The organism is Nitrospira sp., assembly GCA_024998565.1.
In the GTDB taxonomy this organism is placed as follows: Bacteria; Nitrospirota; Nitrospiria; order Nitrospirales; family Nitrospiraceae; genus Nitrospira_A.
On the sequence record JACOEM010000009.1, the window covers coordinates 38,715 to 59,590 of the forward strand.

At 59.6% G+C, this 20,876-nt stretch carries 26 protein-coding genes; 10 read left to right on the forward strand and 16 right to left on the reverse strand.

Annotated features, from left to right (window positions below; all coding sequences use genetic code 11):
- Positions 1-13: 13 nt before the first annotated feature.
- Both H8K11_14670 and H8K11_14675 read right to left on the reverse strand, forming a co-directional pair.
- Positions 14-727 carry an acyloxyacyl hydrolase gene (locus H8K11_14670; GenBank protein MCS6264996.1) on the reverse strand — a complete coding sequence of 238 codons (714 nt, stop codon included), beginning with the start codon at positions 725-727 and terminating at the stop codon, positions 14-16.
- 696 nt (positions 728-1,423) lie between these two features.
- Positions 1,424-1,900, reverse strand: a complete 477-nt coding sequence (locus H8K11_14675; protein ID MCS6264997.1) for a group 1 truncated hemoglobin — start codon at positions 1,898-1,900, stop codon at positions 1,424-1,426.
- 224 nt (positions 1,901-2,124) lie between these two features.
- On the opposite strand from H8K11_14675, the gene H8K11_14680 reads away from it, so the two are divergent.
- Positions 2,125-2,730 carry a sigma-70 family RNA polymerase sigma factor gene (locus H8K11_14680; GenBank protein ID MCS6264998.1) on the forward strand — a complete coding sequence of 202 codons (606 nt, stop codon included), beginning with the start codon at positions 2,125-2,127 and terminating at the stop codon, positions 2,728-2,730.
- Entirely contained in the window at positions 2,727-3,311 is a 585-nt protein-coding gene (locus H8K11_14685; GenBank protein ID MCS6264999.1) for a cupin domain-containing protein, read from the forward strand. The genes H8K11_14680 and H8K11_14685 overlap by 4 nt, the downstream gene beginning before the upstream one ends.
- 11 nt (positions 3,312-3,322) lie before the next feature.
- Here H8K11_14685 and H8K11_14690 read toward each other — a convergent pair whose 3' ends face one another.
- From H8K11_14690 to H8K11_14720, 7 genes are all read right to left on the reverse strand, one after another.
- On the reverse strand, positions 3,323-3,694 hold the full coding sequence (locus tag H8K11_14690) for a DUF2784 domain-containing protein (protein MCS6265000.1): 372 nt from the start codon (positions 3,692-3,694) through the stop codon (positions 3,323-3,325).
- A 71-nt stretch (positions 3,695-3,765) separates the two neighbouring features.
- Positions 3,766-4,170 carry a TfoX/Sxy family protein gene (locus H8K11_14695; GenBank protein ID MCS6265001.1) on the reverse strand — a complete coding sequence of 135 codons (405 nt, stop codon included), beginning with the start codon at positions 4,168-4,170 and terminating at the stop codon, positions 3,766-3,768.
- 229 nt (positions 4,171-4,399) lie between these two features.
- Entirely contained in the window at positions 4,400-4,873 is a 474-nt protein-coding gene (locus tag H8K11_14700) for an Hsp20/alpha crystallin family protein (GenBank protein MCS6265002.1), read from the reverse strand.
- A 56-nt stretch (positions 4,874-4,929) separates the two neighbouring features.
- Positions 4,930-5,154: a DUF2934 domain-containing protein gene (locus H8K11_14705; GenBank protein MCS6265003.1), complete on the reverse strand. Its 225-nt coding sequence runs from the start codon at positions 5,152-5,154 to the stop codon at positions 4,930-4,932.
- A 123-nt stretch (positions 5,155-5,277) separates the two neighbouring features.
- The gene (locus H8K11_14710) at positions 5,278-5,835 is read right to left on the reverse strand and encodes a BON domain-containing protein (GenBank protein ID MCS6265004.1); all 558 of its coding nucleotides are present in this window, start codon (positions 5,833-5,835) and stop codon (positions 5,278-5,280) included.
- Between the two features lie 62 nt (positions 5,836-5,897).
- Positions 5,898-6,125, reverse strand: coding sequence for a CsbD family protein (locus H8K11_14715; GenBank protein MCS6265005.1), 228 nt, complete (start codon positions 6,123-6,125; stop codon positions 5,898-5,900).
- 93 nt (positions 6,126-6,218) lie between these two features.
- Positions 6,219-6,386 (reverse strand): DUF1328 domain-containing protein, encoded by a 168-nt coding sequence (locus tag H8K11_14720; protein MCS6265006.1) that lies wholly within the window; start codon positions 6,384-6,386, stop codon positions 6,219-6,221.
- Between the two features lie 418 nt (positions 6,387-6,804).
- Between H8K11_14720 and H8K11_14725 the strand changes: the two genes are divergently transcribed.
- A complete protein-coding gene (locus H8K11_14725) occupies positions 6,805-7,083 on the forward strand; it encodes a hypothetical protein (protein MCS6265007.1) in 279 nt (92 codons plus the stop codon).
- Positions 7,084-7,158: 75 nt separating this feature from the next.
- Here the strand turns inward: H8K11_14725 and H8K11_14730 are convergent, their stop codons facing one another.
- Both H8K11_14730 and H8K11_14735 read right to left on the reverse strand, forming a co-directional pair.
- Positions 7,159-8,016, reverse strand: a complete 858-nt coding sequence (locus H8K11_14730) for a methyltransferase domain-containing protein (GenBank protein MCS6265008.1) — start codon at positions 8,014-8,016, stop codon at positions 7,159-7,161.
- Positions 8,017-8,053: 37 nt separating this feature from the next.
- Positions 8,054-8,557, reverse strand: coding sequence for a hypothetical protein (locus H8K11_14735; protein MCS6265009.1), 504 nt, complete (start codon positions 8,555-8,557; stop codon positions 8,054-8,056).
- 408 nt (positions 8,558-8,965) lie between these two features.
- Between H8K11_14735 and H8K11_14740 the strand changes: the two genes are divergently transcribed.
- The 3 genes from H8K11_14740 (at position 8,966) to H8K11_14750 (ending at position 11,690) form a co-directional block, all read left to right on the forward strand.
- Positions 8,966-9,562, forward strand: coding sequence for a DUF4396 domain-containing protein (locus H8K11_14740; protein ID MCS6265010.1), 597 nt, complete (start codon positions 8,966-8,968; stop codon positions 9,560-9,562).
- A 398-nt stretch (positions 9,563-9,960) separates the two neighbouring features.
- Entirely contained in the window at positions 9,961-10,908 is a 948-nt protein-coding gene (locus H8K11_14745) for a hypothetical protein (GenBank protein MCS6265011.1), read from the forward strand.
- Entirely contained in the window at positions 10,905-11,690 is a 786-nt protein-coding gene (locus H8K11_14750) for a transporter (GenBank protein ID MCS6265012.1), read from the forward strand. The genes H8K11_14745 and H8K11_14750 overlap by 4 nt, the downstream gene beginning before the upstream one ends.
- 52 nt (positions 11,691-11,742) lie before the next feature.
- On the opposite strand, the gene H8K11_14755 is transcribed toward H8K11_14750, so the two are convergent.
- Positions 11,743-12,453 carry a phosphatase PAP2 family protein gene (locus H8K11_14755; protein ID MCS6265013.1) on the reverse strand — a complete coding sequence of 237 codons (711 nt, stop codon included), beginning with the start codon at positions 12,451-12,453 and terminating at the stop codon, positions 11,743-11,745.
- Positions 12,454-12,785: 332 nt separating this feature from the next.
- On the opposite strand from H8K11_14755, the gene H8K11_14760 reads away from it, so the two are divergent.
- The 3 genes from H8K11_14760 to H8K11_14770 all read left to right on the forward strand — a co-directional run bounded on the left by H8K11_14760 (position 12,786) and on the right by H8K11_14770 (position 15,501).
- Entirely contained in the window at positions 12,786-13,679 is an 894-nt protein-coding gene (locus tag H8K11_14760; GenBank protein ID MCS6265014.1) for a tetratricopeptide repeat protein, read from the forward strand.
- A gap of 344 nt (positions 13,680-14,023) precedes the next feature.
- Positions 14,024-14,989, forward strand: coding sequence for a DUF4238 domain-containing protein (locus H8K11_14765; GenBank protein ID MCS6265015.1), 966 nt, complete (start codon positions 14,024-14,026; stop codon positions 14,987-14,989).
- Positions 14,990-15,204: 215 nt separating this feature from the next.
- Entirely contained in the window at positions 15,205-15,501 is a 297-nt protein-coding gene (locus H8K11_14770) for a hypothetical protein (protein ID MCS6265016.1), read from the forward strand.
- 185 nt (positions 15,502-15,686) lie between these two features.
- Here the strand turns inward: H8K11_14770 and H8K11_14775 are convergent, their stop codons facing one another.
- The 3 genes from H8K11_14775 to H8K11_14785 all read right to left on the reverse strand — a co-directional run bounded on the left by H8K11_14775 (position 15,687) and on the right by H8K11_14785 (position 18,472).
- Positions 15,687-16,403 carry a hypothetical protein gene (locus tag H8K11_14775; protein MCS6265017.1) on the reverse strand — a complete coding sequence of 239 codons (717 nt, stop codon included), beginning with the start codon at positions 16,401-16,403 and terminating at the stop codon, positions 15,687-15,689.
- Between the two features lie 40 nt (positions 16,404-16,443).
- Positions 16,444-16,788 carry a hypothetical protein gene (locus H8K11_14780; GenBank protein ID MCS6265018.1) on the reverse strand — a complete coding sequence of 115 codons (345 nt, stop codon included), beginning with the start codon at positions 16,786-16,788 and terminating at the stop codon, positions 16,444-16,446.
- Between the two features lie 769 nt (positions 16,789-17,557).
- The gene (locus H8K11_14785) at positions 17,558-18,472 is read right to left on the reverse strand and encodes an AEC family transporter (GenBank protein ID MCS6265019.1); all 915 of its coding nucleotides are present in this window, start codon (positions 18,470-18,472) and stop codon (positions 17,558-17,560) included.
- Between the two features lie 98 nt (positions 18,473-18,570).
- On the opposite strand from H8K11_14785, the gene H8K11_14790 reads away from it, so the two are divergent.
- Positions 18,571-19,809 carry a TCR/Tet family MFS transporter gene (locus tag H8K11_14790; GenBank protein MCS6265020.1) on the forward strand — a complete coding sequence of 413 codons (1,239 nt, stop codon included), beginning with the start codon at positions 18,571-18,573 and terminating at the stop codon, positions 19,807-19,809.
- 4 nt (positions 19,810-19,813) lie between these two features.
- Here the strand turns inward: H8K11_14790 and H8K11_14795 are convergent, their stop codons facing one another.
- Positions 19,814-20,785 carry a hypothetical protein gene (locus H8K11_14795; protein ID MCS6265021.1) on the reverse strand — a complete coding sequence of 324 codons (972 nt, stop codon included), beginning with the start codon at positions 20,783-20,785 and terminating at the stop codon, positions 19,814-19,816.
- Positions 20,786-20,876: the final 91 nt, after the last annotated feature.

The following is a 20,876-nucleotide window of genomic DNA, read 5'->3' on the forward strand; positions in this document are numbered from 1 at the left end:
TATCCCTCCAGTGTCAGAATGGCTCTGGCAAGAACCACGATAGCCCGACATAGGGCAAGACGGCGTTGATTCCGGTGTTGCGCTCGCCGAGCCCGCCATTCGATATGTGGTGATATCGCACACCCATGGTCCACGTCAGGTGGTTTGTCAGGGCGTATTGGACTCCGGGACCTGTTTCCAGCACGAATTCAAATTGTGTGCTCTGTTCCGGAATCCGCGGAGCCAAATCGGTCCAAATCATTCCGGCACCGGCATCCCAAAAGGGTATCCAGCGTCCGAATGAAAGAAAGTTGTATTTCAGAACCACCGATCCTCCGACTGCCTCGGCGGCGAAGGGCCGTGTGAATCGGGCGTATACCGGTTCCAGCAACAGTTCGACATTGCCTCGGTACCATCCCTCTCCCTGAGGATCGGTCAGCACAATTCCAATGCGTGGCAGCACCAACAGGGCGCTCCGATTGGCCGATGGACTATCGCCGATCGCCGTCGTCGCTTGCGCGTATCCCGCGGCAATGCCGACCTCAATCGTTCCCTTTTCCATTCGCGCGTGATCCGGTCGGAAGGAATTTGCCAGGGCAGGGGCCCCGACCCCGGCTGGAAGGCATGAGAGGATCAGGATCAAGAAAAGGAGGCGTTCGGGTCGTTGTTGCGTTGCGGCGGCCCCTTCGGAACGACGCTCTCTTGCCGCCTTGAGTCGCTGATCATTCGGCGCCCATGTCTGGATCATCCCGCCTCCCCCCATCTTTGTATTCGTTGCGTGGGCCTATGGTATGCGAGGTAGGACGAGGCGTCTGTGAGGCATCTTACAAGCGGGACAGGAGATACCGTTCAAGCAGAATCGAAACGTGATCCCAGAGAAGTTCGGCCTTTGCATCGGAGTTGGACTGCGGTGCGGCGTGGAGACAGCATGGGGCGGGAGTCTTGAGAGATGCGAGACCAGCCGGGTTGGTGATTCAGGTAAGAGCCCGGGAACAGCGCGTAGGAGGAATACTCGCGGTCCGATCGAATGGTCGATTCCTGAGACTAGCGATGGCCACGCTCCCATGCGTGTAATTGTGCCAAGAGCCACTCTTTTTGTGGAACGCCGGTGACCAGCACGCGTCCCTCTAGGACCACCGCAGGAAATACGAAAATCTCTAATATTTCGGTGTCCCGTTTTTCCGCAGGACGGACATCGACTCTCCATTCGGGAAGCGCCTGCCGGAGTTCGTCAGCCAACGTTCGAGCCGATTGTTCGGACAAGCATCCTCGATGGACGAGAATTTCAAGATGGGCCATGCTCTGAGCATAGAGAGAATGTTTCCGGCAATCTGTGAGGCACCTTACAGTTCAGTACAGAGGGTTGGCAGGCGTGGACGTCGCAGGGCGGGGGCAGCCGGTTCGACTGCCCCCGCAGATCACGAGCCTAGGCATCCTGTCCTGACTACTGCATCGAGGCCATCGGCTTCTCGACGATGTCGCTCTTCATCGGGCCCAATGCGCCCAACAGCTCGTTCTTTTCCCGTTCAGGCACTTTGAATTTGTTCAACGTGGCGACGAGGTCTCCGACCAGCGCATCGAAGTCACTGCTGCTGACGCCCATGCCGGCATGGGTGCTCTTCATGTCCCGACCGGTGTAAGTGCAGGGCCCGCCTGAGGCCTGACAGATTTGATCGACCAGCATCGATTTCAGGCGCGGGATGTTGGCGTTGGCAAACTTCCCATTGATGCGATTGTCCGCTGCCACGCGGCCGACGAAGTCATCCACCACTGCGGTGATGGCGGTCTTTCCGCCCAGCCGGTCATAGAGAGATTTCTCCATCGTTGCCGGGCCGGCGGGGGCCGAGCCCAGGCTGTTACAGGCCGAGACGGTCAGCGCGAGACCGAGGACCATGGCGAATGATGCAATGCGGTGAGTCATGATGCTTCCTCCTGGTTAAGGGTCTGTGTGGCGGGCCGGGATCGTTTCGACATCAACCGGTCCTCTGTCTGTGAATACGAGGGCAATGTGAGGTTGGATCTACGGCCGGCGAAAAAAAAGCGTCGTTGCACGGCGCCAACCCCGATGCTAGAGTTCCGGCACAATCCGGCTGAGACAAACATCCAATGGAGCGGGTGTCCTCGTAGGACCTTACGAGGACGCCCATGTGTCATACCCAAACTGTGGCCAACGCACCTTCACTAGACGAGCAGGAATGGTCGGGGTTCCTCGCGCGCATTGCCGCGGGAGATCAATCTGCCCTGGCGGAGCTTTATGATGCGAGCAGTGCCAAAGTATTTGGGTTGGCGATGAAGATCCTCGGTGATCGGGACGCCGCGGAAGAGATCACGGTGGATGTCTACACCCAGGTGTGGCGAAAGATTGCGAGTTACGATGCGCAGCGGGGTACGCCGGGAAGTTGGCTCATGACGATGACGAAGAATCGGGCCATCGACGGCTTCCGCAGCAGGTATTTGGAGCGGGGGCGGCAAGTCCCTCTCGATCAAGCGGCGGAGTTGCCGGGTGATGCGGCGACTCCTGAACAATACAGTGCCGACCTGGAACGGCAGCGGCTGGTGCAGGAGGCCATGGCGAGTCTCTCCGCCGAGCAGCGCCAGGCGATTGCGTTGGCGTATTATTGGGGCTTGAGTCAGAGTGAAATCGCCGATCGGTTGAGGCTGCCGTTGGGGACCGTGAAGACGCGAATGAGACTGGGGATGATCCGATTGCGAGAAGTGTTGGCTCCGCACGGGGAAGGGTTGCGTTCATGACCGATCCACGTCACCAGGAAGACCTGTCAGAACTTGCGGCACTCTATGCCTTGGAGGCCCTGGGGGATGATGAGCAGCGGCAATTCAAACAGTCTCTTGAGACGGCTCCTGCCGAGGTCCGGCAGCAGGTCGCAGCGTTTCAGGAGGTGGTTCAGGAGTTGGCCTTCAGCGGTCCCGCCATCGCGCCTCCGGCGTCGCTTAAGGCCAGGCTCATGGCGCGCATCGCGCAAGAACCGCAGGAGCGGGAAGGCGTGGAGGACTTTACGTGTGTCCGATCGGGGCAGGTGGAGTGGCGAGACCTGGGTCCTGGTGTGTCCATGAAACTGCTGTTCAACGATTCGGCCGGAGCACGGGCCACGATGCTGCTGCGGCTGGCTCCGGGTGGAAAACTGCTGGCGCACCGTCACCGGCAGGTCGAAGAGTTCTACGTGTTGGAAGGGAACTGCATCTGCGCCGGGGAATTCCTCCAGGCGGGGGACTACCATCGCGCCGAGGCCGGGAGCGTTCATCCCATCACATCGAGCGAGCAGGGTTGCCTGGCCCTGGTGATGACCTCGACACAGAACGAACCAGCCGGGTAATCCATTCACTTCTATTGCCGTCGCCTTGACGGTTTTCCGAAGACCAGCCAATAGATCGTCACATTCACCAGCACCACCGCGGTTCCCAGCAGCATCTGCACGGGGCGTGTCAGCCCTGCCGGATACATCAGGGGCAGGAGGTAATGGCCGATGAAGTCTGAGCTGTAGGCCGACTCTCCGGTCATGGCCCGCAGAGTGTGTTCAATCGGGGTGAGGGGACAGATCCAGCCGGTGTACTCGACAATCGCTCCCCAGATCGCCGCCGGCAGATGCAGCCATGCCAGGCGAGGCCATTTCAATAGCAGCAGCGCGCCCGTCACGACGAAGAGCACAAAGGCCAGGTGGAGCAGCAGCACGAGATCCGCGCCGATTCGGTACCACATGTGCGGCAGTCTGAAGAAACGGCGCGATGAAGGCAATCAGGAGACGGCGAGCGTAGCCGGTTGCCGCGTCCCTAGATCTGAGCGGGAAGGTCGTAGCCCTGCGGCGTGGCGGTGAAGGGGAGGGGTAACTGCGCGGTCGGTAATGTCACGGCGCTGCGGGCCCAGACGATCAGGTGGTCCGGGTCTTCAAGAATGTCGGTGGGTACTTCGTAATACTGTGCGAGCGTGTGCTTGGCGTTCGGGCGGAAGGGATGCATGCCGCGCGCGCGATAGAGCGCTTGCGTCACGTCGTTGGTTTTGAAATAGAGCCGACCCTTGTGGATGATGCCGAAGAAGGTGGTCCGTTGGTAGAGGCCATAGCCGCCGAACATGGCTTTCCATGTGAGTTCAGGCATCTCACCGAGTTGATCCAGGACGAAGTCTTTGAAGCTGTCGTGGCGCATGCGTCGAGACTGATTGGGTGGACCGCTGCTCATGTCGGCCGTATCGATTCGGCGCACTCTGCACCGATGACTGAATTATTTCAACTGCCGAGCCGTGCGAGTCGTTGAACGTGTGGAAGGTGGAGGCTGAAACCAGGATGTGCGGTCTCTGTGCTGCAGCAGTCCCCGTCGCGCGTGAACCCGGTCGCCCCGTGGATGCGCTATTGCGTGATCTGAGCACATCCCACGAGGCGCAAGCGATTCAGGTCTCAGCGGCAGGAGGCTAGGACACCTTGATCTCGATCGATTTCGGTTTCGCTTTCTCGGATTTCGGGAGATGCACGTGGAGCACCCCGTCTTTGTAGTCGGCTGTGACCTTGCTCCCGTCCGCATCCTCCGGGAGCGAGAAGCTGCGGACGAAACTCCCGTAGGCGCGTTCGATCCGGTGATGCTTCTCCCTTTTCTCTTCCTGCTCGTATTTCCGTTCGCCGGAAATCGTCAGCACCCCGTTGTCCACGGTGAGTCGCACGTCTTCTCTTTTCATGGCCGGCAACTCCGCCGTGATGCGGTATTCATTCTCATCTTCCACGATGTCCACCAACGGCGACCACTCGGCAACCGTCAGGGCTTCCTTGCCCCCATTCCCGGTCGATGCCCGATGTCCCAGGAGGGTCGATAATCGGTTTTCCAGTTCGTCCCGTTCTTTCAAAGGATTCCACTGAACTCGAAACGGATCCCAACGTATGAGTGTGCTCATGGCTTCATCTCCTCTTATGGTCGAAATGGCATGATGACGACTCGATGTCGGTGCGATTAGTGGCCCGCTGCGGCAGCCAGCTGACGTTCGGCATTTAACCAGTCCTCCAGAGCCTGCCCGTCTTGCCGCCCTCGTTTCTCATAGAGTTCGTAGGCGCGTAAGGCGATCGCAGCGGTTCTTTTTACGGCCTGCCTCGCCTGCGCGGTTTTTTCATGGCTCGGGCTCGTGTGGGCTGTGCCAACTCGCTGCGGGGTGGTTCGACTCACATTCGTATCCATCATAGTGTATCTCCTTGTTGACCCGCGTGTGTCATGGCTGAAACCAACAGAGGCTCTGTCGTCCGTCGAGACCCTGCTATCAGATCTCGACGGACGACGAGCGGGTCTGTGTGATGAAGAGAAGGGTTAGGCCTTTTCCTTCACCGTGAGATCGTTTTTCACCGCCTTCACGCCGGGCACTCGCCAGGCCGACCAAGAGGCTTCGGCGCTGGTCGCCAGGTCCTGAACTTCGCCGGTGAGCGAGACGACGCCTGCGTTCGTCTGAGCATGAATGCCGGCTTTCTTTAGGTGTGCGTCCTTCTCCATATGCTCGTGGACGCGGGCAGTGATGGCGTCATCCTTGTCGTCCGTCGCCTCACGTTTAGAGGGGGCCACGACCTGCAGATCGTTCTTCACGGTTTTGACCCCGTCGATCCCTTTGGCAATCCCTTCTGCAGCCTGCTTGGCCGCATCCGAATCGACCTTGCCGCGGATCATGACTGCGCCCTGGGCGGTCTCCACGTTGATCTCGCTTCCCTTCACCCGGGAATCGGCAAACAGCGCGATCTTGGTCTTCGCCGTAATCCAGGAGTCATTGATGGGGGTCTTCTCGTCGGCCTTGCCGATGGCATGCGCCGATCCGGTGATCATCGCCCCGCCAAGAACCAATGCTGCGCAGAGGGTCAGTACATTGCGTGTGGTCATCAAGTCTCCTTAAGCGAACAGTGAAAGTGTGCGGCGAAATCTGTTTCGCCGATGGTGTCGATTCAGGGAGCCTTCGTTCCCTCGGCGTCCGGCTTCGCCTGCTCATGCCAGTGGGAAGCCCACTTCATCAGCTCGGCCTTCTTCTCGCCGTACCGTTCCTGCACTTTTCCGACAAAGGTGTCGTAATTGCCGGCGATCTGCTGCAAGTCGTCTTCGGTAAACTTGCCCCATTGTTGTTTCAGATCCCCTTTGAACTGGAGCCATTTTCCTTTGAGTTGATCTGCGTTCATACCGCCTCCTTTCGTGTGTCAGCCATAAAACCTCGGCCGGGTGTGACTGTCGGGCCTTTATATGGTGAACGGCTCAGACCGCCTGAACCGTTGTCAGGTGGTTCGCGGAGTCCGTCCCGACACCAGGTGCACCACCAGCAACACCACCCCGATCAAGAACAAGATCCAAGACATCTGGACGGCAACTGCGGAGACCCCCAAAAGATTGAGGGCGTTGGCAATCAAGCCGACTACTAAGAACATCAGCGCGTAGTAGAGCATTGGGCACTCCTTTCATGGAGTCACCGGCGTGAGTCGAACAATTCTCTTAGGCCTCGACGAATGCCGGTTGGGCTCCACGAACGGACCGGCACATCGGACAGGCGGCACCTCAGAGAGATCCTGGGACAGGAGCGGCGGAGACCGGGGAATCAGTCACGCGCACGAAGGAACGGGAAGCGCGAGGATGGGACAGTCAGCGGAGCTTCATCAAGCACATCTTCACGCTAAGCGCAATCGGCAGTGACGTCAAGCACTATAATGTGAGGCCGGAACGCGGAGGTTTAAAGCCAAGTGGAAACACGAGTCGCAAGAATTGAGGGAATCTCGTAACAGACGGCTAGGGGTTTCGCTAGTGCTGGCCGCTCGGTGATGGCGCTACAAAGGACTATAGGCAATTCACCACACGTGGAGGACGGGTATGCGCACATTCATTATTGCGGCTGTCGCGGGGTTCTGTCTGGTAACGGGGTTGTCGCTTTCCGCAGGAGCGGGGGAAACCAAAGCCAAGATCGAAAAGGGCAAGGGGGAGCTGAAGGGCGATCTCGAAGAAATGAAGGGCGAAACCAAGGCGATGAAGGAAGAGTTGAAGGGGAACGATACGAAAGCAGAGATGGAGCGGGCGAAGGGCAAAATAAAGGGCGCCGGCGAACGGGCCAAAGGGAAGATGAAGGAGTTGAAGGAAAAGGTAACGGACTAGTGCGAGTTCGTGAGCCGCCCGCCGGTCTGGCAGGACCGGCGGGCACGGTATGGTGCGAGTGCTGCCGTGCGACGGCTACTGCGGCTTGCGCGCGCTCACGATCCTCACCGCAATCGGCAACGAGACCCCCTGGGGCCCGCGATATTCATTCACGGCCTTGATGATGCCCCGCTCTGCCTCCGCCTGTTGCTCCTGCGTCAATTTGGCGAATAGGTTTTGAATCGGAGCGGCGATATCCATCAGACCGCGAAAGAATTCTTCCGCGGTGGCATAGGTCACCTCCGCTGTGAATTCTTCATCGTCGAGCGGCTTGAGGCCCGCCCGTTCGAAGATGCCGGCCAGGTCCCCCGGCTTCGCAAGCCGGAAGATGCCGGGCGCGTCCGGGTCCGGCGGCGGCAGGGGCGTGATGGTCTTGATCACGTCCATCGGAATACGAATGAACGGATTCTTATCGGGCGCGGACCAGACGGCGGCCGCGACATACCCTCCTGGTTTCAGTACGCGGGCGATCTCCGCGGCAGCCTTGGGAATTTCCGGCAGGAACATCAGGCAGAACCGGCTGATCACGGCATCGATCGAGGCGGTCTCGAACGGCAGCGAAGTGACATCCCCGGTACGAAACGCCACGTGCTCCAGACCGAGCGTTTTGGCTTTGCGTGTGGCGACCGCCAGCATGGATTCAGCGAGATCGATCCCGACCACGCTGCCATCCGACCCCACCACCTCGCCGGCCAGGAGCGCTGGATAGCCGGTGCCCGATCCAAGATCCAACACTCGAAGCCCGGGCCGCACCCGCGCATCGGCCACCAGCCGGTGGTTGATGAAGGCCATGTTGCGGTTGAAAAACTGATCCCATTTGTCCCAACCGGCGGCAACGCGATTCCAGTCCTGGCGTTGAGCCTCGATCACAGCCTCTGGTGTTTGTGACGGCATCGGAGCGACTCCTTGTCGGACAAAGTGGAGAGGAAGATTATTTCACGCGCTCAAAGGTAAACACCTTCGGCACGTCTTTTCCGGCCTTGCTCAAGGTCCAGGTTTGGGTGAAGTGATCGTGATCTTTGACGTCGATGGTCAGCTGGCGCATATGTACATCGGTCGGGTTTTTCAGATTCGTGGCATCCACAAAGGCAAAGGTAATGGCCTTGTCGCCCTCTTTGATGGCGGCGGCGCGCATGCGCGGCTGGTTATTGAGGGAGCAATAGTGCGTCAACATCAGTTGGTCGCCGTCGCTGTAGTACATGGTCGTCATCGGGGGGCTGTCGGGCGGGGTGAGCGTTTCGGTCAGACTGGTGCCTCCCGAACTGAGCGCAAAGGCGATCTTGTGGGCCTTCCCTTCCGCGTCGGCCCCCTTCCATTCTCCCACGAGGAACTTTAAGGGACTCAGGCTTGTATCCGGGATATCGGCGGCTTGGGTGAAGAGCGGGACAAGGAGTAGGACGAGACCACAGAGAGTACGAAGAATTCCACGCGGCATGCACAACCCTCCATGAAACAAGAAGATGCCGAACACAAGTCAGTCAAGCATGTCTCCAAGGTCGAGATCAAGACTTTTTCCGACGCTGTCGCAGAACGGGACAACAGGAACGTCGGAGTGACTCAGAAATACACGTATACCGAATGTGACCGAAGGGAAAGACGGGAGTCTTGGGCGGGCGGGAATTCCCGGGAGAGCGGGAACGGCCGCCATGAATTTGATAGAGCGGGCCGGTCTCGAACAGACCTGCGGGCTTTGCGCCAGGCAGGGCTGTTTGAACTGCACCTGCGACTGATTGCTCGTCCTACCGGTGGTGTGAGGAGAATGGCCGGCGCTCTGTAATAATTCCCGCCGTGCTCCGTCTGTAGGGGTGAACGACTGATTTCACCACACACAGGGAGGACTTACATGGCTCATCACCAATCAGCGACGATCACCGCACCGCGTCACCCAGCGCCGCGAAGTCACGATCACCACATCAACGGGCATGACGGTGTGCAGGCTCACGGCGATCACCTTGGCCGTCATCAGCCTCATGAGCATCGGGACGCGACCCACCGGGCCACCTCGCTCGACCGAACGGCGCTCATGGCGACCCTGCACTGCCTGAGCGGCTGCACCATCGGCGAAGTGCTCGGGATGGCGATCGGCACGGCGTTGGGCTGGAGCAATTGGCCGACGGTCGGCCTTGCGGTTGTGCTGGCATTCTTCTTCGGGTATGCCATGACCTTGTATCCGTTGCGTCGGGCAGGGATGGCTTGGGGAACGGCGCTGGGACTGGCCTTTGCGTCCGATACCCTCTCCATGGCGACCATGGAACTGGTGGACAATGCGATCATGGTGATGATTCCCGGTGCGATGGACGCCGGGTTGCCGGATCCGCTGTTTTGGGGCAGTCTGGTCTTGTCCCTGCTTCTGGCCGGAGCGGCGGCATTTCCCGTCAACCGCTGGTTGATCGCACGGGGCAAAGGGCATGCGCTGGTGCATGGACAGCACTGCCACTGAGACGGCTCGGCTGCAATCGTCGATCCGCTGTTGCGACATGCCTGGCTGCTGATGAGGGACAGCCAGCCAGGCGGGCGGGCTCGTCGTTCAGTCCTTTGACGTACTTCACAGTACGCCTCAGTCCCTCACGACTCCGCCCGCCCGTCTCGCGACGCGGCTTGACGATGTCGCAACGAACCGTCGTTAGCCCGGATTATTTATGAATGTCGTCGCGAGGCGTTCGAGACCGAAGCCCGCCGGGGCTTCTCGCAAGCGAGGCTGACGCAGGCGTACTTGCAGTCCGTGGAGGAGGCCGAACGAGAACAGCCCCGCCGGGGGAGAGAACCGAACGACGGAGCAGGTATTCATGAATAGTCCGGGCTAGGGTTTTGATCAATGTGATTGAGGAGTGATTCAGCATGGCGATTGGGAAATATATGCGCATGCTGGCGATCGTGGCCACGGCCACGGTCGCCGTCGCGCTGGCGGGGTGCAGCCGGTTCGAGCCGCGCGACAAGCGCTTCTATTACCGTGCGATGTGGAATTTTTCGTTGCGGGAAGATCTGGCCGAACTCGACAGTGAGTTCAACGGCGTGGACTTCGGCCATTCCAATCTGTACGAGAATCTGTTGCTGACCGGCGGTCAGGACGTGCCGGCCATTGAGGAGCGGGCGCGCAAGCAGACGCTCGCGTTTATCGCGACCAAACCCCGGCTGAACCCGAACGAGGAGGCGATTGCGCCGACCTACATGAAGTTGGCCTGGCGCGCGCAGAACACGTTCGACGAAGCCCATGCGCTGCACCGCGCCACGTACGACATTGCGGTGTCGGACGAGCCGGAGAAGGATCGGGCGATCCGCAATGTGTTGGCCTACTATAAGGACAGCGCCTACGCGATCACCTCGAAGCGATTGGATCACCATCGGCTGGACCGGTTTCCCTATTCCAAGGCCTTCAGGACCCGCTTCCCCCTGTTCAACGCGACGATCTGGTCGTACCACTACTTGCAGGTGGCCGTGTACGACCCGTTGCAGGCCGCGCGTGACCTGGCCGCCAAGACGCAAGCGGTCCGGCCCATTCTTGCGACCTATCGGCGGTATCTCGAACAGCCGCCGGTGCAGTGGACGTTCATGCCGCTCACGGCGGAACTGAGTCCGCAGTTTGCCGCGCGGTATCCCGAATTGGCCAACATCTTCGACAATCTCCATATGCTGCACGACAACATCAGCGATATCCTCACCAGCGAGCGGCTCCCGACCTGGGAGGCGAAGCGGGTTGAAATTTATCGCCTGCTGAATCACTACTATCTGGCGAGTGCGGATGCGACCAATCCGATGATCGTGCGAGGACAGGAGCATCACCATTGAAGCTGAGAGGTACGCGATTCCTTGCGCTCTTGTTCGGCGTAGTCCTGGCGGTCACGCCCGCGCCGATATTTGCCTTGGACCATGACAACCTCGATCCCAACCGTCCGATCGGAATGGAGGATGCCTATGCCATTCCGAAAGGGGAGATCGGCTTGGAGGGCGGCGTGCGGTTCAACGACCGCCGAGAAGGCCGCACGCAGGTGACGTTTCAACCGCAAATCATCTACGGCGCCTTCGCCAATACGCAGATCGAAATCCAGGGGGATTTGTTTACCGACCCGCGTTCCATCGTGGGGGCGAACAAGTCCGGCGATTTGCACCTGGGGGTCCTCTACAACTTCAATACGGAAACGTTGATGCTGCCGGCGTTCGCCGTCCGGGTCGAGGCGGATTTGCCCACCGGCGTGAACTCCAAAGGTGTGGACACGCAGCTCACCGGCATCCTGACCCGGTCGTTCGGACGGCTGCGAGTGCACCTCAATGCGGGCTATACCGTGATCGGGTCGCCGCAAGGGCAGGAGCGGCCCGGCGCCTATCGGGCCGTCGCCGCCGTCAGTTACCCTTTGGGCTACCCCACGAGCTTTCGCGACACGCTGATTGCCAGTATCTATACCCGCCAATCGGACCTGCGCGGGCAACAGAACCACACTGGCATTGAAGTCGGCATCCGGCACCAATTGACCTCGCGTGTCGTACTCGACGGGGGGCTCGGCACCGAATTTGTCGGGCCGGCGGATCGCGCCGCGCTGCTGGGGACGATGGGGGTCTCAGTCGGATTTTAGGGGTGGGGGGCGGAGTCCGGCGTTGCTCCGTGCACCGAAGGGACGGGGCGTCTTAGCGTGCCAGGCTCAGTTTCGCCATGTGCCAGAGACTCTCCGCCAACCAGCGGCTGTCTTTGAACAGATGGGCCAGTTCGGACGTGAGGATGAAGAAAGCGGGGTAAAACAGGTGCGGACTGGTTTTACTCCAGGCCAGGGCCGGTTCCACGAGCTTCAAAAAGACAGCACGCCATTTCCAGATCACGGCCACGGCCGTCACACCGAGGCACGCGCCGGACAGGATGTCCGTCGGAAAGTGGAGACCGACATAAATTCTCGGGAGGGACACAAGCACCGCTGCATGGAGAAAGGCGAAGGCGCCCACCAGCGGGGACACCAACCAAAGGCCGGCGGCAAGGGCAAAGAACAGAGATGCATGGTCGCTGGGAAAGGAACTCCACCCGGCCAGGAAATCGGCCGGCATGGTGTAGGGCAGGGTGAAATCCAATCCTGCGGTGTGCACCGGACGTGCGCGGTAGGGGAGGACGAGCTGAAGTGCGCGGGCGACTGCCATCGCCGCGAAGGCTGCGAGGATCGTCAGGAGGACGGTTTGTCGATGGTCCTCACGATGGGGGACGCGAAACCAGGCCCACCAGATGAGCGGCAGCGAGAGATACCCCTTCAGCGCATCGCTGTCGCTGATCGTCATGATCAGGCTGTCGATGGCCCAGGACCGTTGGGCAAACTGGTTGAAGAAACCTAAGACGGTCGTGTCGAATCCGTTCATGTGCGCGTCATCTGCAGGGTGGAGTCCTTGTCGCGTGAGTCAGAGGTCATGAGGCTCGGCTCATGCCGGGGCGCAGGTGCGCGGCAGCGGCAAGATAGCGGAGGTCAGGGCTGTTGTAAATGCTTATAAGCCAGACCGGTGAAAATCGAAAAATGTTTTCGTCATTCGAGCGCCCGACGTGAGACTCGCGTCCGTACCGGCCAGGGCCGATGTGCCCTGGTCAAAGGCCCTCCGGGAGGGACTGAATCTGCTCGTCGCAGTGGATCGATCACCACCTTATTGACGGCCATTCGGCCCTAGGCAGATAATGCGCCCGTCGCCAGGAGGCAGGCATGGGACGGGCCGGCCGGATCGCACGCGGAATCATGGTACTTGGCAGTGTCCTGCTGGTCGCCGCCTGCGGCGATTCCTTCAATGACGCGTATTGCGAAGCGAACAACCACCGCAATCAGCAAACCGTCGAACACCTCACCAACGTCCTCGAGCAAAAGCGCAATCAGCCCGGACTCTATCTCGCGCGTGCCCGCTGCCACTACTTTCTCGGCGCCTATGCACAAGCCCTACAAGACGCGTCGGAGGTCATTCGCCGTCTGCCCAATAAAGCCGATGCCTACCTCCTTCGCGCCAAGGCAGGGAAGATGCTCGGGCAGATTCCACAGGCGCTGCAAGACTACAGCGCTGCCATTAAATTCCAGCCGACCGCCGAAGCCCATTATGGCCGCGGATTGACCTATGTGCGGGAGTATCAGGGGAAGGATCGCGAAGCCCTGGAGGATTTCACCGCCGCCATTCGCCTGGATCCCAAACATGTCGGCGCCCATGCATTCCGCGCTCAGATCTACAGCCGCCACGAACAGTTTCAGCACGCACTGGCGGATTCGGAGACAGTGCTCAAGCTCGATCCCACCACCCCCAATGCCTACTGCAATGTCGGCTTTGCGCACTATGCGCTGGGGCATGACGCCGAGGGCCGCAAGTTTCTCACCACCTGCTACCAGAAAGATCCCGATCCCCAGACGCGCGGCTATTACGAAACGGAAGTGAATAAGGTGCTGTATGCGCGGAAGCCGAAGCGGAATTCCGGCGGAAATTACGTCGCTGAAGGTGGGGTGAAGACGCCCTACGATCGGGAAATGGAACGCCAGCAGAATGTGTACGAAAGCCTGCGCAATTCAGGCTTCAACGATCGGGCCGAGGCTTGTCGGACGGATGGGTCGAAATGTTGAGAGAGGGAGCAGCCGCCCCGTCCTTCTTGCTCGCAGACCGCGCACGATCAGAATGTGCTCGGCCCATGCGCGCAGTGAAGGCCGATGCGGCTACTCCCAAGGGGAATGAAGGAGGTAAGTGGCGGGAGCATTAGATTTTGACGCGCCGCCTGAGAAGGCCCTCGTTGGGCGGCGCGCAGTGGGGGCTCACTCAGGCCGCCCTGTGGCTGATAGGCTCTATAGGTTGGCGCTCTCAGTGGTATACATCTAGCCAACGGCCACTGGCGATCATTAATTTTCTTCGATGAGAATCTGGTCGGTTCTATTCTAGGAAGTGATTTAGTGAATTTACGGTGGGCCTAATCTTGAATAGCCCGATCCAGCATCATTACGTGCCACAGGTTTACCTCTCTTTTTTTGAAAGCTCGGAGAAGCCTGGCTCCGTCTATTTCTATCGGAGAGGCGCTGGGCCTCGGCTGGTAAGTACCAGAAAGGTTGCCAAAGAGAGGCATTTATATTCCTTTACTGACAAAGCAGGCAAACTGAATACATTTGTCGAGACCGCTCTTAGTAAATTGGAGAGCGATGTAAAACCCATATTGGTGAGACTAAACGCTGCAAAGGAAAGTATCTCCCTCTCCACAGATGAAACCAGTCTCTTGTTTACGTTTATTAGCGTTCAGGCTGCAAGGACACCCGCATTCAGGAAGGTGATCAAGCAAATGTCCGTGAATCTTGCACAAATGACTCTGCAACAAGCCGTACAGAATATTGATTGGCTTAGGGATAGGCTTGCCGAACAAAATCAATCGGATATTACTGCTGAAGAATTGCAAGAATTCATATTGGATGACAGCAAGTACACAATTGAAACGGATGGGGACTATTATCTCCTAGAACAATTGAGGTTGCAGATGGAGATTCATAAGGCCATCAGCATCAAGAATCCCGTCCTTCTCAAAAGTGAAGAATCGCCCTTTATCACGTCTGACTTTCCGGTAACCCTTGTTAAAGACCCGCGAGCACCATCCTACTATGGCGCTGGGTTTCTAACCTCGACGATATACCTACCCTTGGGGCAACATACCTGCCTGCTACTGGTTAATCCGCCTGTGCCTGAGTGCTCTGATCCCAGCGAAATGTGGGTTGGTTTATCGAAGATCCCTCCCAGCAAAGTCAGATGGATCAATAAGTTGATGGTACTCTCTGCGGAAAAGTATCTGTTTGCCAGCAATTATAATCAGAAGATACAAAAGATATTTGATGCGACTACGAATCCCGAACGAGTCGAATTTTCTAGTCCATTTACTCGAGCCAGGAAGAACCAGTGACCACAATTGCCTATCGCTGGGCTTTTGTCCGCGCTGAGACACCTCAAGAGCGCTGATATAACTCTACAGCTTGGGTGGCAATTAGATGTCCAACGAGCCGTCATTTTCCCGGTGAATCGAAAGGGGTGCGAGGTTTTGACATGCGCCGACTACAAATGCCTTGATTGACAGGAGCCCCTAGTAGCCCATAAATTAAGTACAAGGGAGGATCCGTGATGGCACTTCTTCTCGCGTTCTACCTCATCTTTTCCGCAGTCATTCCAGCATCAGCGTTAGAGGGTTCTCCGGCCGCCGCCGCGTTGGTCATCAAGGCCGATGTTCTGTATTGGGAAGGCGAGGAACTCATTGTGAAGGAGTTCTCCGGTCACGAAGAGCGTCTGCTGGTCACCCCGGAAACCAAAATCGAAGGCGTGGTGGGTGGGCGATTGAAAACCGGCGATAAGATCGTGGCGCAGATTACCGACGACCGTAAGGCGCTCTCGATCAAGTTGCAGGTTCCGGGCGGCATGTAGGGTCCTCTCCTCCGAATGTTCCGATGTAGGAGGTTCAAAATGGCCGCCCTCTTCGTTCGTCGTTCGTGAAACGTCGTTCGTATCTCGTTTCAGAGCGGACGGTGACATGTTCGCGAGATACGTTTCACGCTTCACGGATCGGCAAGTAACGGAGAACGCTGCTGGCGGCCATTTTCAACATCCTGCTAATCGAGGATTGAGAAGGCGCCGATAAAATACGGCCCGTTCGCCGCCTGCGCGCCTCTGACCCGCACTTCGGTCACATCGAACACCCATCCGCCGACCAACCAGGGATTGGGGGCCAGGTTCGACCAGTACCACCAGCTGCCGTTCGATTTCCTGAACCAGAATTGAATCGGCTCGGTGCCGGTCACTCTGATGATCGGCATGTCGAACACCCTGGGCTGGTGCGTGACTCGATCCTCCATCCAGATCTTGATCCAGTGATCCTTGCCATGTGTGCCGAGCGTTCTCGGTTCATGAATCCAATCGGCGGCGATGCAGTCGTCGCCGACGTTCCGTCCAAAGCCCGCGCCGGGGCCGTCGCCGGGATCGACAAAGCAGGGGGTGAGCAGACTTGGACTGTCAAAGACCAGGTGGATGTGGCCATAGGTCATGTCTTCGACATTGATGTAGTTACCGAAGCAACGATGGCGGTAGGTCCAGCAGGCCTGATGGGTGGCATTACACGGTTGCAACTCGCCTGAATTGTCGATGCCGGTGGGGTAACCGAAGTTCCCTCTTGCCTGCCCGTAGATATAGGTCAGCGCAAACGTATTATCGAAGTCGACCACGCAGTCACCCAGCCAATCGTGGGCTTCGGCCGGTGTGGATGTCGGTAAGAGTCCGCCCAGGATGACGGTTGTGAAGAGCAGCAGCGTGCCGAGTGGTATCCGCTTCATGGTCCGTTCCTTTCTCGCTCAGGTCGGGTGCCGTTCACGGTCACTTGCCGATCGCGTCTCGTAACCGGTGAAACGCCTGATCACGCTCGGCTTCCGGCAGAAGCAGGGCCGCATGGTGATACCGATCCACCAAACGCTGCTTCTGCCGAAAGTTTGTGGCTTGGGTAATCTGTGTGAGCAATCTGTTCAAATCGACAGGCCCGGCGGGATTCTGCTGGTGCAGCGACGATTCCGCCAACATGGCGCGTACTTCCTCATCGCTCGCCTGGCGAGGGCCTTGTAGGGTTTGTCCGGCTTCGCCGAGCGGCCTTCCCGGCACGAACTGGTGTGGAGGAGGCGGGACACATCCGTAGAGAAGCAGCATCAGCAGGGTGATCCGGCGCATCGTTCCCTCCTTGTCTTCTGCCGGCGATCCTTGAAGCGTGGCCAGAAAGCTCGCTCCGCAGGAGGTCTGGTCACGACTTCACCTCACGCAAACTCTGCGCCATCGAACTCAGACAGAACCTCTGCGCGTAATAACAATCGCTTGGGTACAGCGACTGAAAGTGCTGGTATTTGTGTGAGGTTGTGGCGGTATCGCATCGGATACAGATCCGTATCCCATCCGATACGACTACGTAGATGTGCGCGGGAAGGCGAGGCGGCGTTCTGTCGTGAACTGGTTATGGGTGGTGGATCAGGAACTGCTGAGGACCCAGGCCGGTCGGTGCCTCGGTTGGGTGGAGTTCTGTCCGGCGACGGTGGAAGTGCGGCGTTAGCGCCGTCTCCGCAGTCGCACGGGCTGCCGCCGCTGGATCCAATCCCGGATGAGGGTGCCGATGACCAGCACGGGAAGCGCCAACAGCCAAACATACCAACTTGCCCAGAGCATAGGGTCGTGCATGATTGTGCCTCCAGTGAATTCGGCACCTGGTAGAGCAAGCACCATACCGTCGCTCATTGTTTTGAGGGATTGTCCTACCGTCAGCGAAATCGCTTGCCATTCGCATAGATGCAAGGTTGTGGCGTCGATGTTCTCTGTGGCAACGCGCGCCAGGCAAATTTTGCCCGTCGCATAAACCTCACAATACGTGACGCCATTCCCACAGGTGCCGGATGGAGACAACCTGAGGAGGTCTACGGAGCCGATACATCGGAGCAGGGATTTGACTCGTTTATCCCGCCAGGAAGAAGACGAGTTGCGGCAGCCAGGGTAGCAACGCCACACCGACGCAGATCGAGAGGGCGACAATCGAGGTGACGAGGTCTTCGTCCAATCCCGTGTCGGTTGCGAAAATGACCGCCGTCACGGCGGACGGCATGGCGGCGACGAGGATGACGATCGCCCGTTCCATGCCCGAAAGGTCGAGCCCGTAGGCGACCGCAAACCCGAGGAGCAATCCGCCGATCATCCGCATGCCCACGCCCAGCAATGCCAGGGCCCAGGTTCGGCGCACGGCCGAGAAACTGATCGACAGGCCCAGTACCAGACTTGCCAGGGGTGTCGTGGTGAGGTGGATGGGGGTGAGTGTGTCGTGGAGCCAGCCGGGAAGATGGCGTTCAAGCAGGGTGAGCAGCAGGCTGAGACAGAGGGCCCAGAGCGGCGGAGACGACACAAACCGCCGCATGGCTGATCGGGCGGTGGCGCTCTTCGCCCCGTGCCAGACCGCCACTGCATAAATCACCGTGAGCGTGAGGGTGGTTTGCCCCAGGTCGAACAGGATCGCCTGCGCCAGTCCCTTGTCGCCGAGAGTTGCGAGGACGACGGGATAGGCGAAATAGACAGAGTTGATACAGGCGGTGCCGAGGAGAAATCCCCCTTGTGTGGCGCGGGGTAGATGCAGCAGGCGGGCGACCGGCCAGGAGCAGAACAGCATCGAGAGGGTCACCAGGCAGGCGGCCAACGGGAGCTTCCAGGCTGTGGGGGCAAAGACCACTCGATCCAGCGACACCAATATTGTGGCCGGCAGGCTGATCGAAAAAACTACGAAGGCCAGACGTTCCGCATGGATTTTCCCGAGCAGGCCGGATGACCGGAGCAGCGCACCGAGCAGGAAGATGGCGATGAAGGCTTGGAGGGTGGCGGGCATCGACGGGAGGGTAGCAGAAAACCCGTTCGAAGAGGAGGTGCGCCGTCCGACTGATCCCCGCGTCTTTTTCTATGCGCCTGAACGGCGGGCCTGCTACCATGGCCCATCCCATGACGCACCCGGAGAGCTCAACACAACCGCGGCAAGCGGCGGTCTTCTTCATCCTTGTCACGGTCGTGCTCGACATGTTGTCGTTCGGGATCATCATTCCCGTCTTGCCGAAACTGGTCGAAGAGTTTCTCGGCGGCGATACCGCGCAGGCCGCGGAAATCTACGGCCTGATGGGCACGTCCTGGGCCTTGATGCAGTTTGTCTGTTCGCCGATTCAAGGCGCGCTGTCCGATCGCTTCGGGCGGCGTCCGGTCGTGCTCTTATCTAACCTGGGTCTCGGTCTCGATTTCATCCTCATGGCGCTGGCGCCCAGTCTCACCTGGCTCTTTGCAGGCCGGGTCATCTCCGGTATCGCGTCATCGAGTTTCAGCACGGCCGGTGCCTACATCGCCGACGTGACGCCGCCGGACAAACGCGCTGCTGCATTCGGCATGATGGGGGCCTCGTTCGGCCTCGGGTTTGTGTTGGGTCCTGCGGTGGGAGGGTTGCTGGGCGCCGTCGATCCCCGCTGGCCCTTTTGGGGCGCGGCGGCGACGAGTCTGCTCAACGCCTGTTACGGGTTCTTTGTGCTCCCGGAATCGCTCCCGCTGGAGAAGCGGGCGCCGTTCCGCTGGAAACGGGCCAATCCGGCCGGCGCGTTGATTCTGTTGCGCTCACATCATGAGCTGTTCGGTCTGGCGACGGCGAACTTCCTGATGAACCTGGCCCACGGGGTGTTGCCCAGTGTAGCGGTGCTGTATCTGGGGTATCGGTATGGCTGGGGGCCGTCGGCCGTGGGGTTCACGCTCGCAGCGGTCGGGGTCTGCGCCATGATTGTGCAGGGCACGCTGGTGAGGCCGATCACGGCGCGGCTGGGAGAGCGGCGCACGTTGATCACCGGGCTGCTGTGCGGGGCCACCGGTTTCGCCATCTATGGACTCGCGCCTACACCGCTCATCTATTGCTTAGGCATTCCGGTGATGGCGTTTTGGGGACTCGCCGGTCCGTCCGCGCAAATGTTTATGACGCGCCGCGTGAGTGCGTCCGAGCAGGGACAATTACAAGGCGCCATTGCCAGCCTGACCGGCATCGCCGGCTTGATCGGCCCCATGCTCTTCACGCAGACCTTCGCCGCGTTCATCGGCCCGCAGGCCGACTGGCACCTGCCGGGGGCGCCCTATCTGTTATCGACGCTGCTGTTGCTGATCGGGGCAGGCATCGCCTGGCGTGCGACCAGAGCCGTCTGACGGGCTACCGGTTCCCGTGCACGGACAACTCGCGGTTGCGGTAGATCGCCAGCGCATGGGTGTCCGCATCCTGAGACTCCGTGGCTTGCCCCAGTTGCCCATAGAGATCGGCCAGGAGCGACCAGGCTTCCGCCTCGGCGGCGGTGTCGTGGACTGCTTGCGCAATCTGCAGGGCGCGTTTCCCTTGGGCGACGCGATCGTTCAGGGAGGCCTTGTCTCCATCCAGCCGCGCGAGCCGCAGTTGCATCATGCCTTCGAACGGCAGGTGATGTTCCGCTTCCGCCAGGTTGAGGGCGTCGAGATAGGCGCTGCGCGCGTCACTGGTGTGGCCGAGCAGCCAATGGGCATCCCCGAGCGCGACCGTGGCGGTGAACTGCTGGTCCACGTGCCGTCTCGTACGGGCCTCTTCCGCGGCCTGCTGCAACGTGGTCAGCCCCGCGCCGTTCTCTCCGTTCGCGATCTGTAACAACCCCAACTGCACCATCGTGTCGTTCCATCCCCGGGCATTTCTCACGCGCGTGAAGAGGGCGGCGGCCTGGGTGAGGGCGTCGCGCGATTCGTCGGAGAACCCCAGCTGCGCCGAGACACGACCGATGGCGAGCAGCGACTCGGCATGGGCGGAGCGATCCGACGCCTTGGCGAACAGCGCCACCGCTTCCTTGAGGGAAGTGTGGGCCCGCTGCAGATGGCCCTGGCGTTCATCGATCCGCGCGATCTTCACCAGTGTGGTGGCGATGCCTTGGGGCTGTCTTTTCTCCCGGAATTTCGACAAGGCCAGGTTGTAGTACGTCAGCGACTCCGGGAAATGTTCCTGCTGATCGTGGATCGTCCCGATGCGAAGCAGTTCATGGCCTGACAGGGTATTGGGAGACGCGGCCGGGGCGGCCGGTTCTGCGGAGAACGCCCGGTCCGCCCCTTGGCCGGATAGGCACCCGAGTAGGAGGAGCGAGCAGCCGATCACGATGCGGCGGTTCACAACGGGCACTGGGCGGTGATGTGGTGCTGACCGGTGATGCATGGCCTAAACATGCACGTGCCGGTTGCCAAGGTCAAGTCGGTGCGGTTCC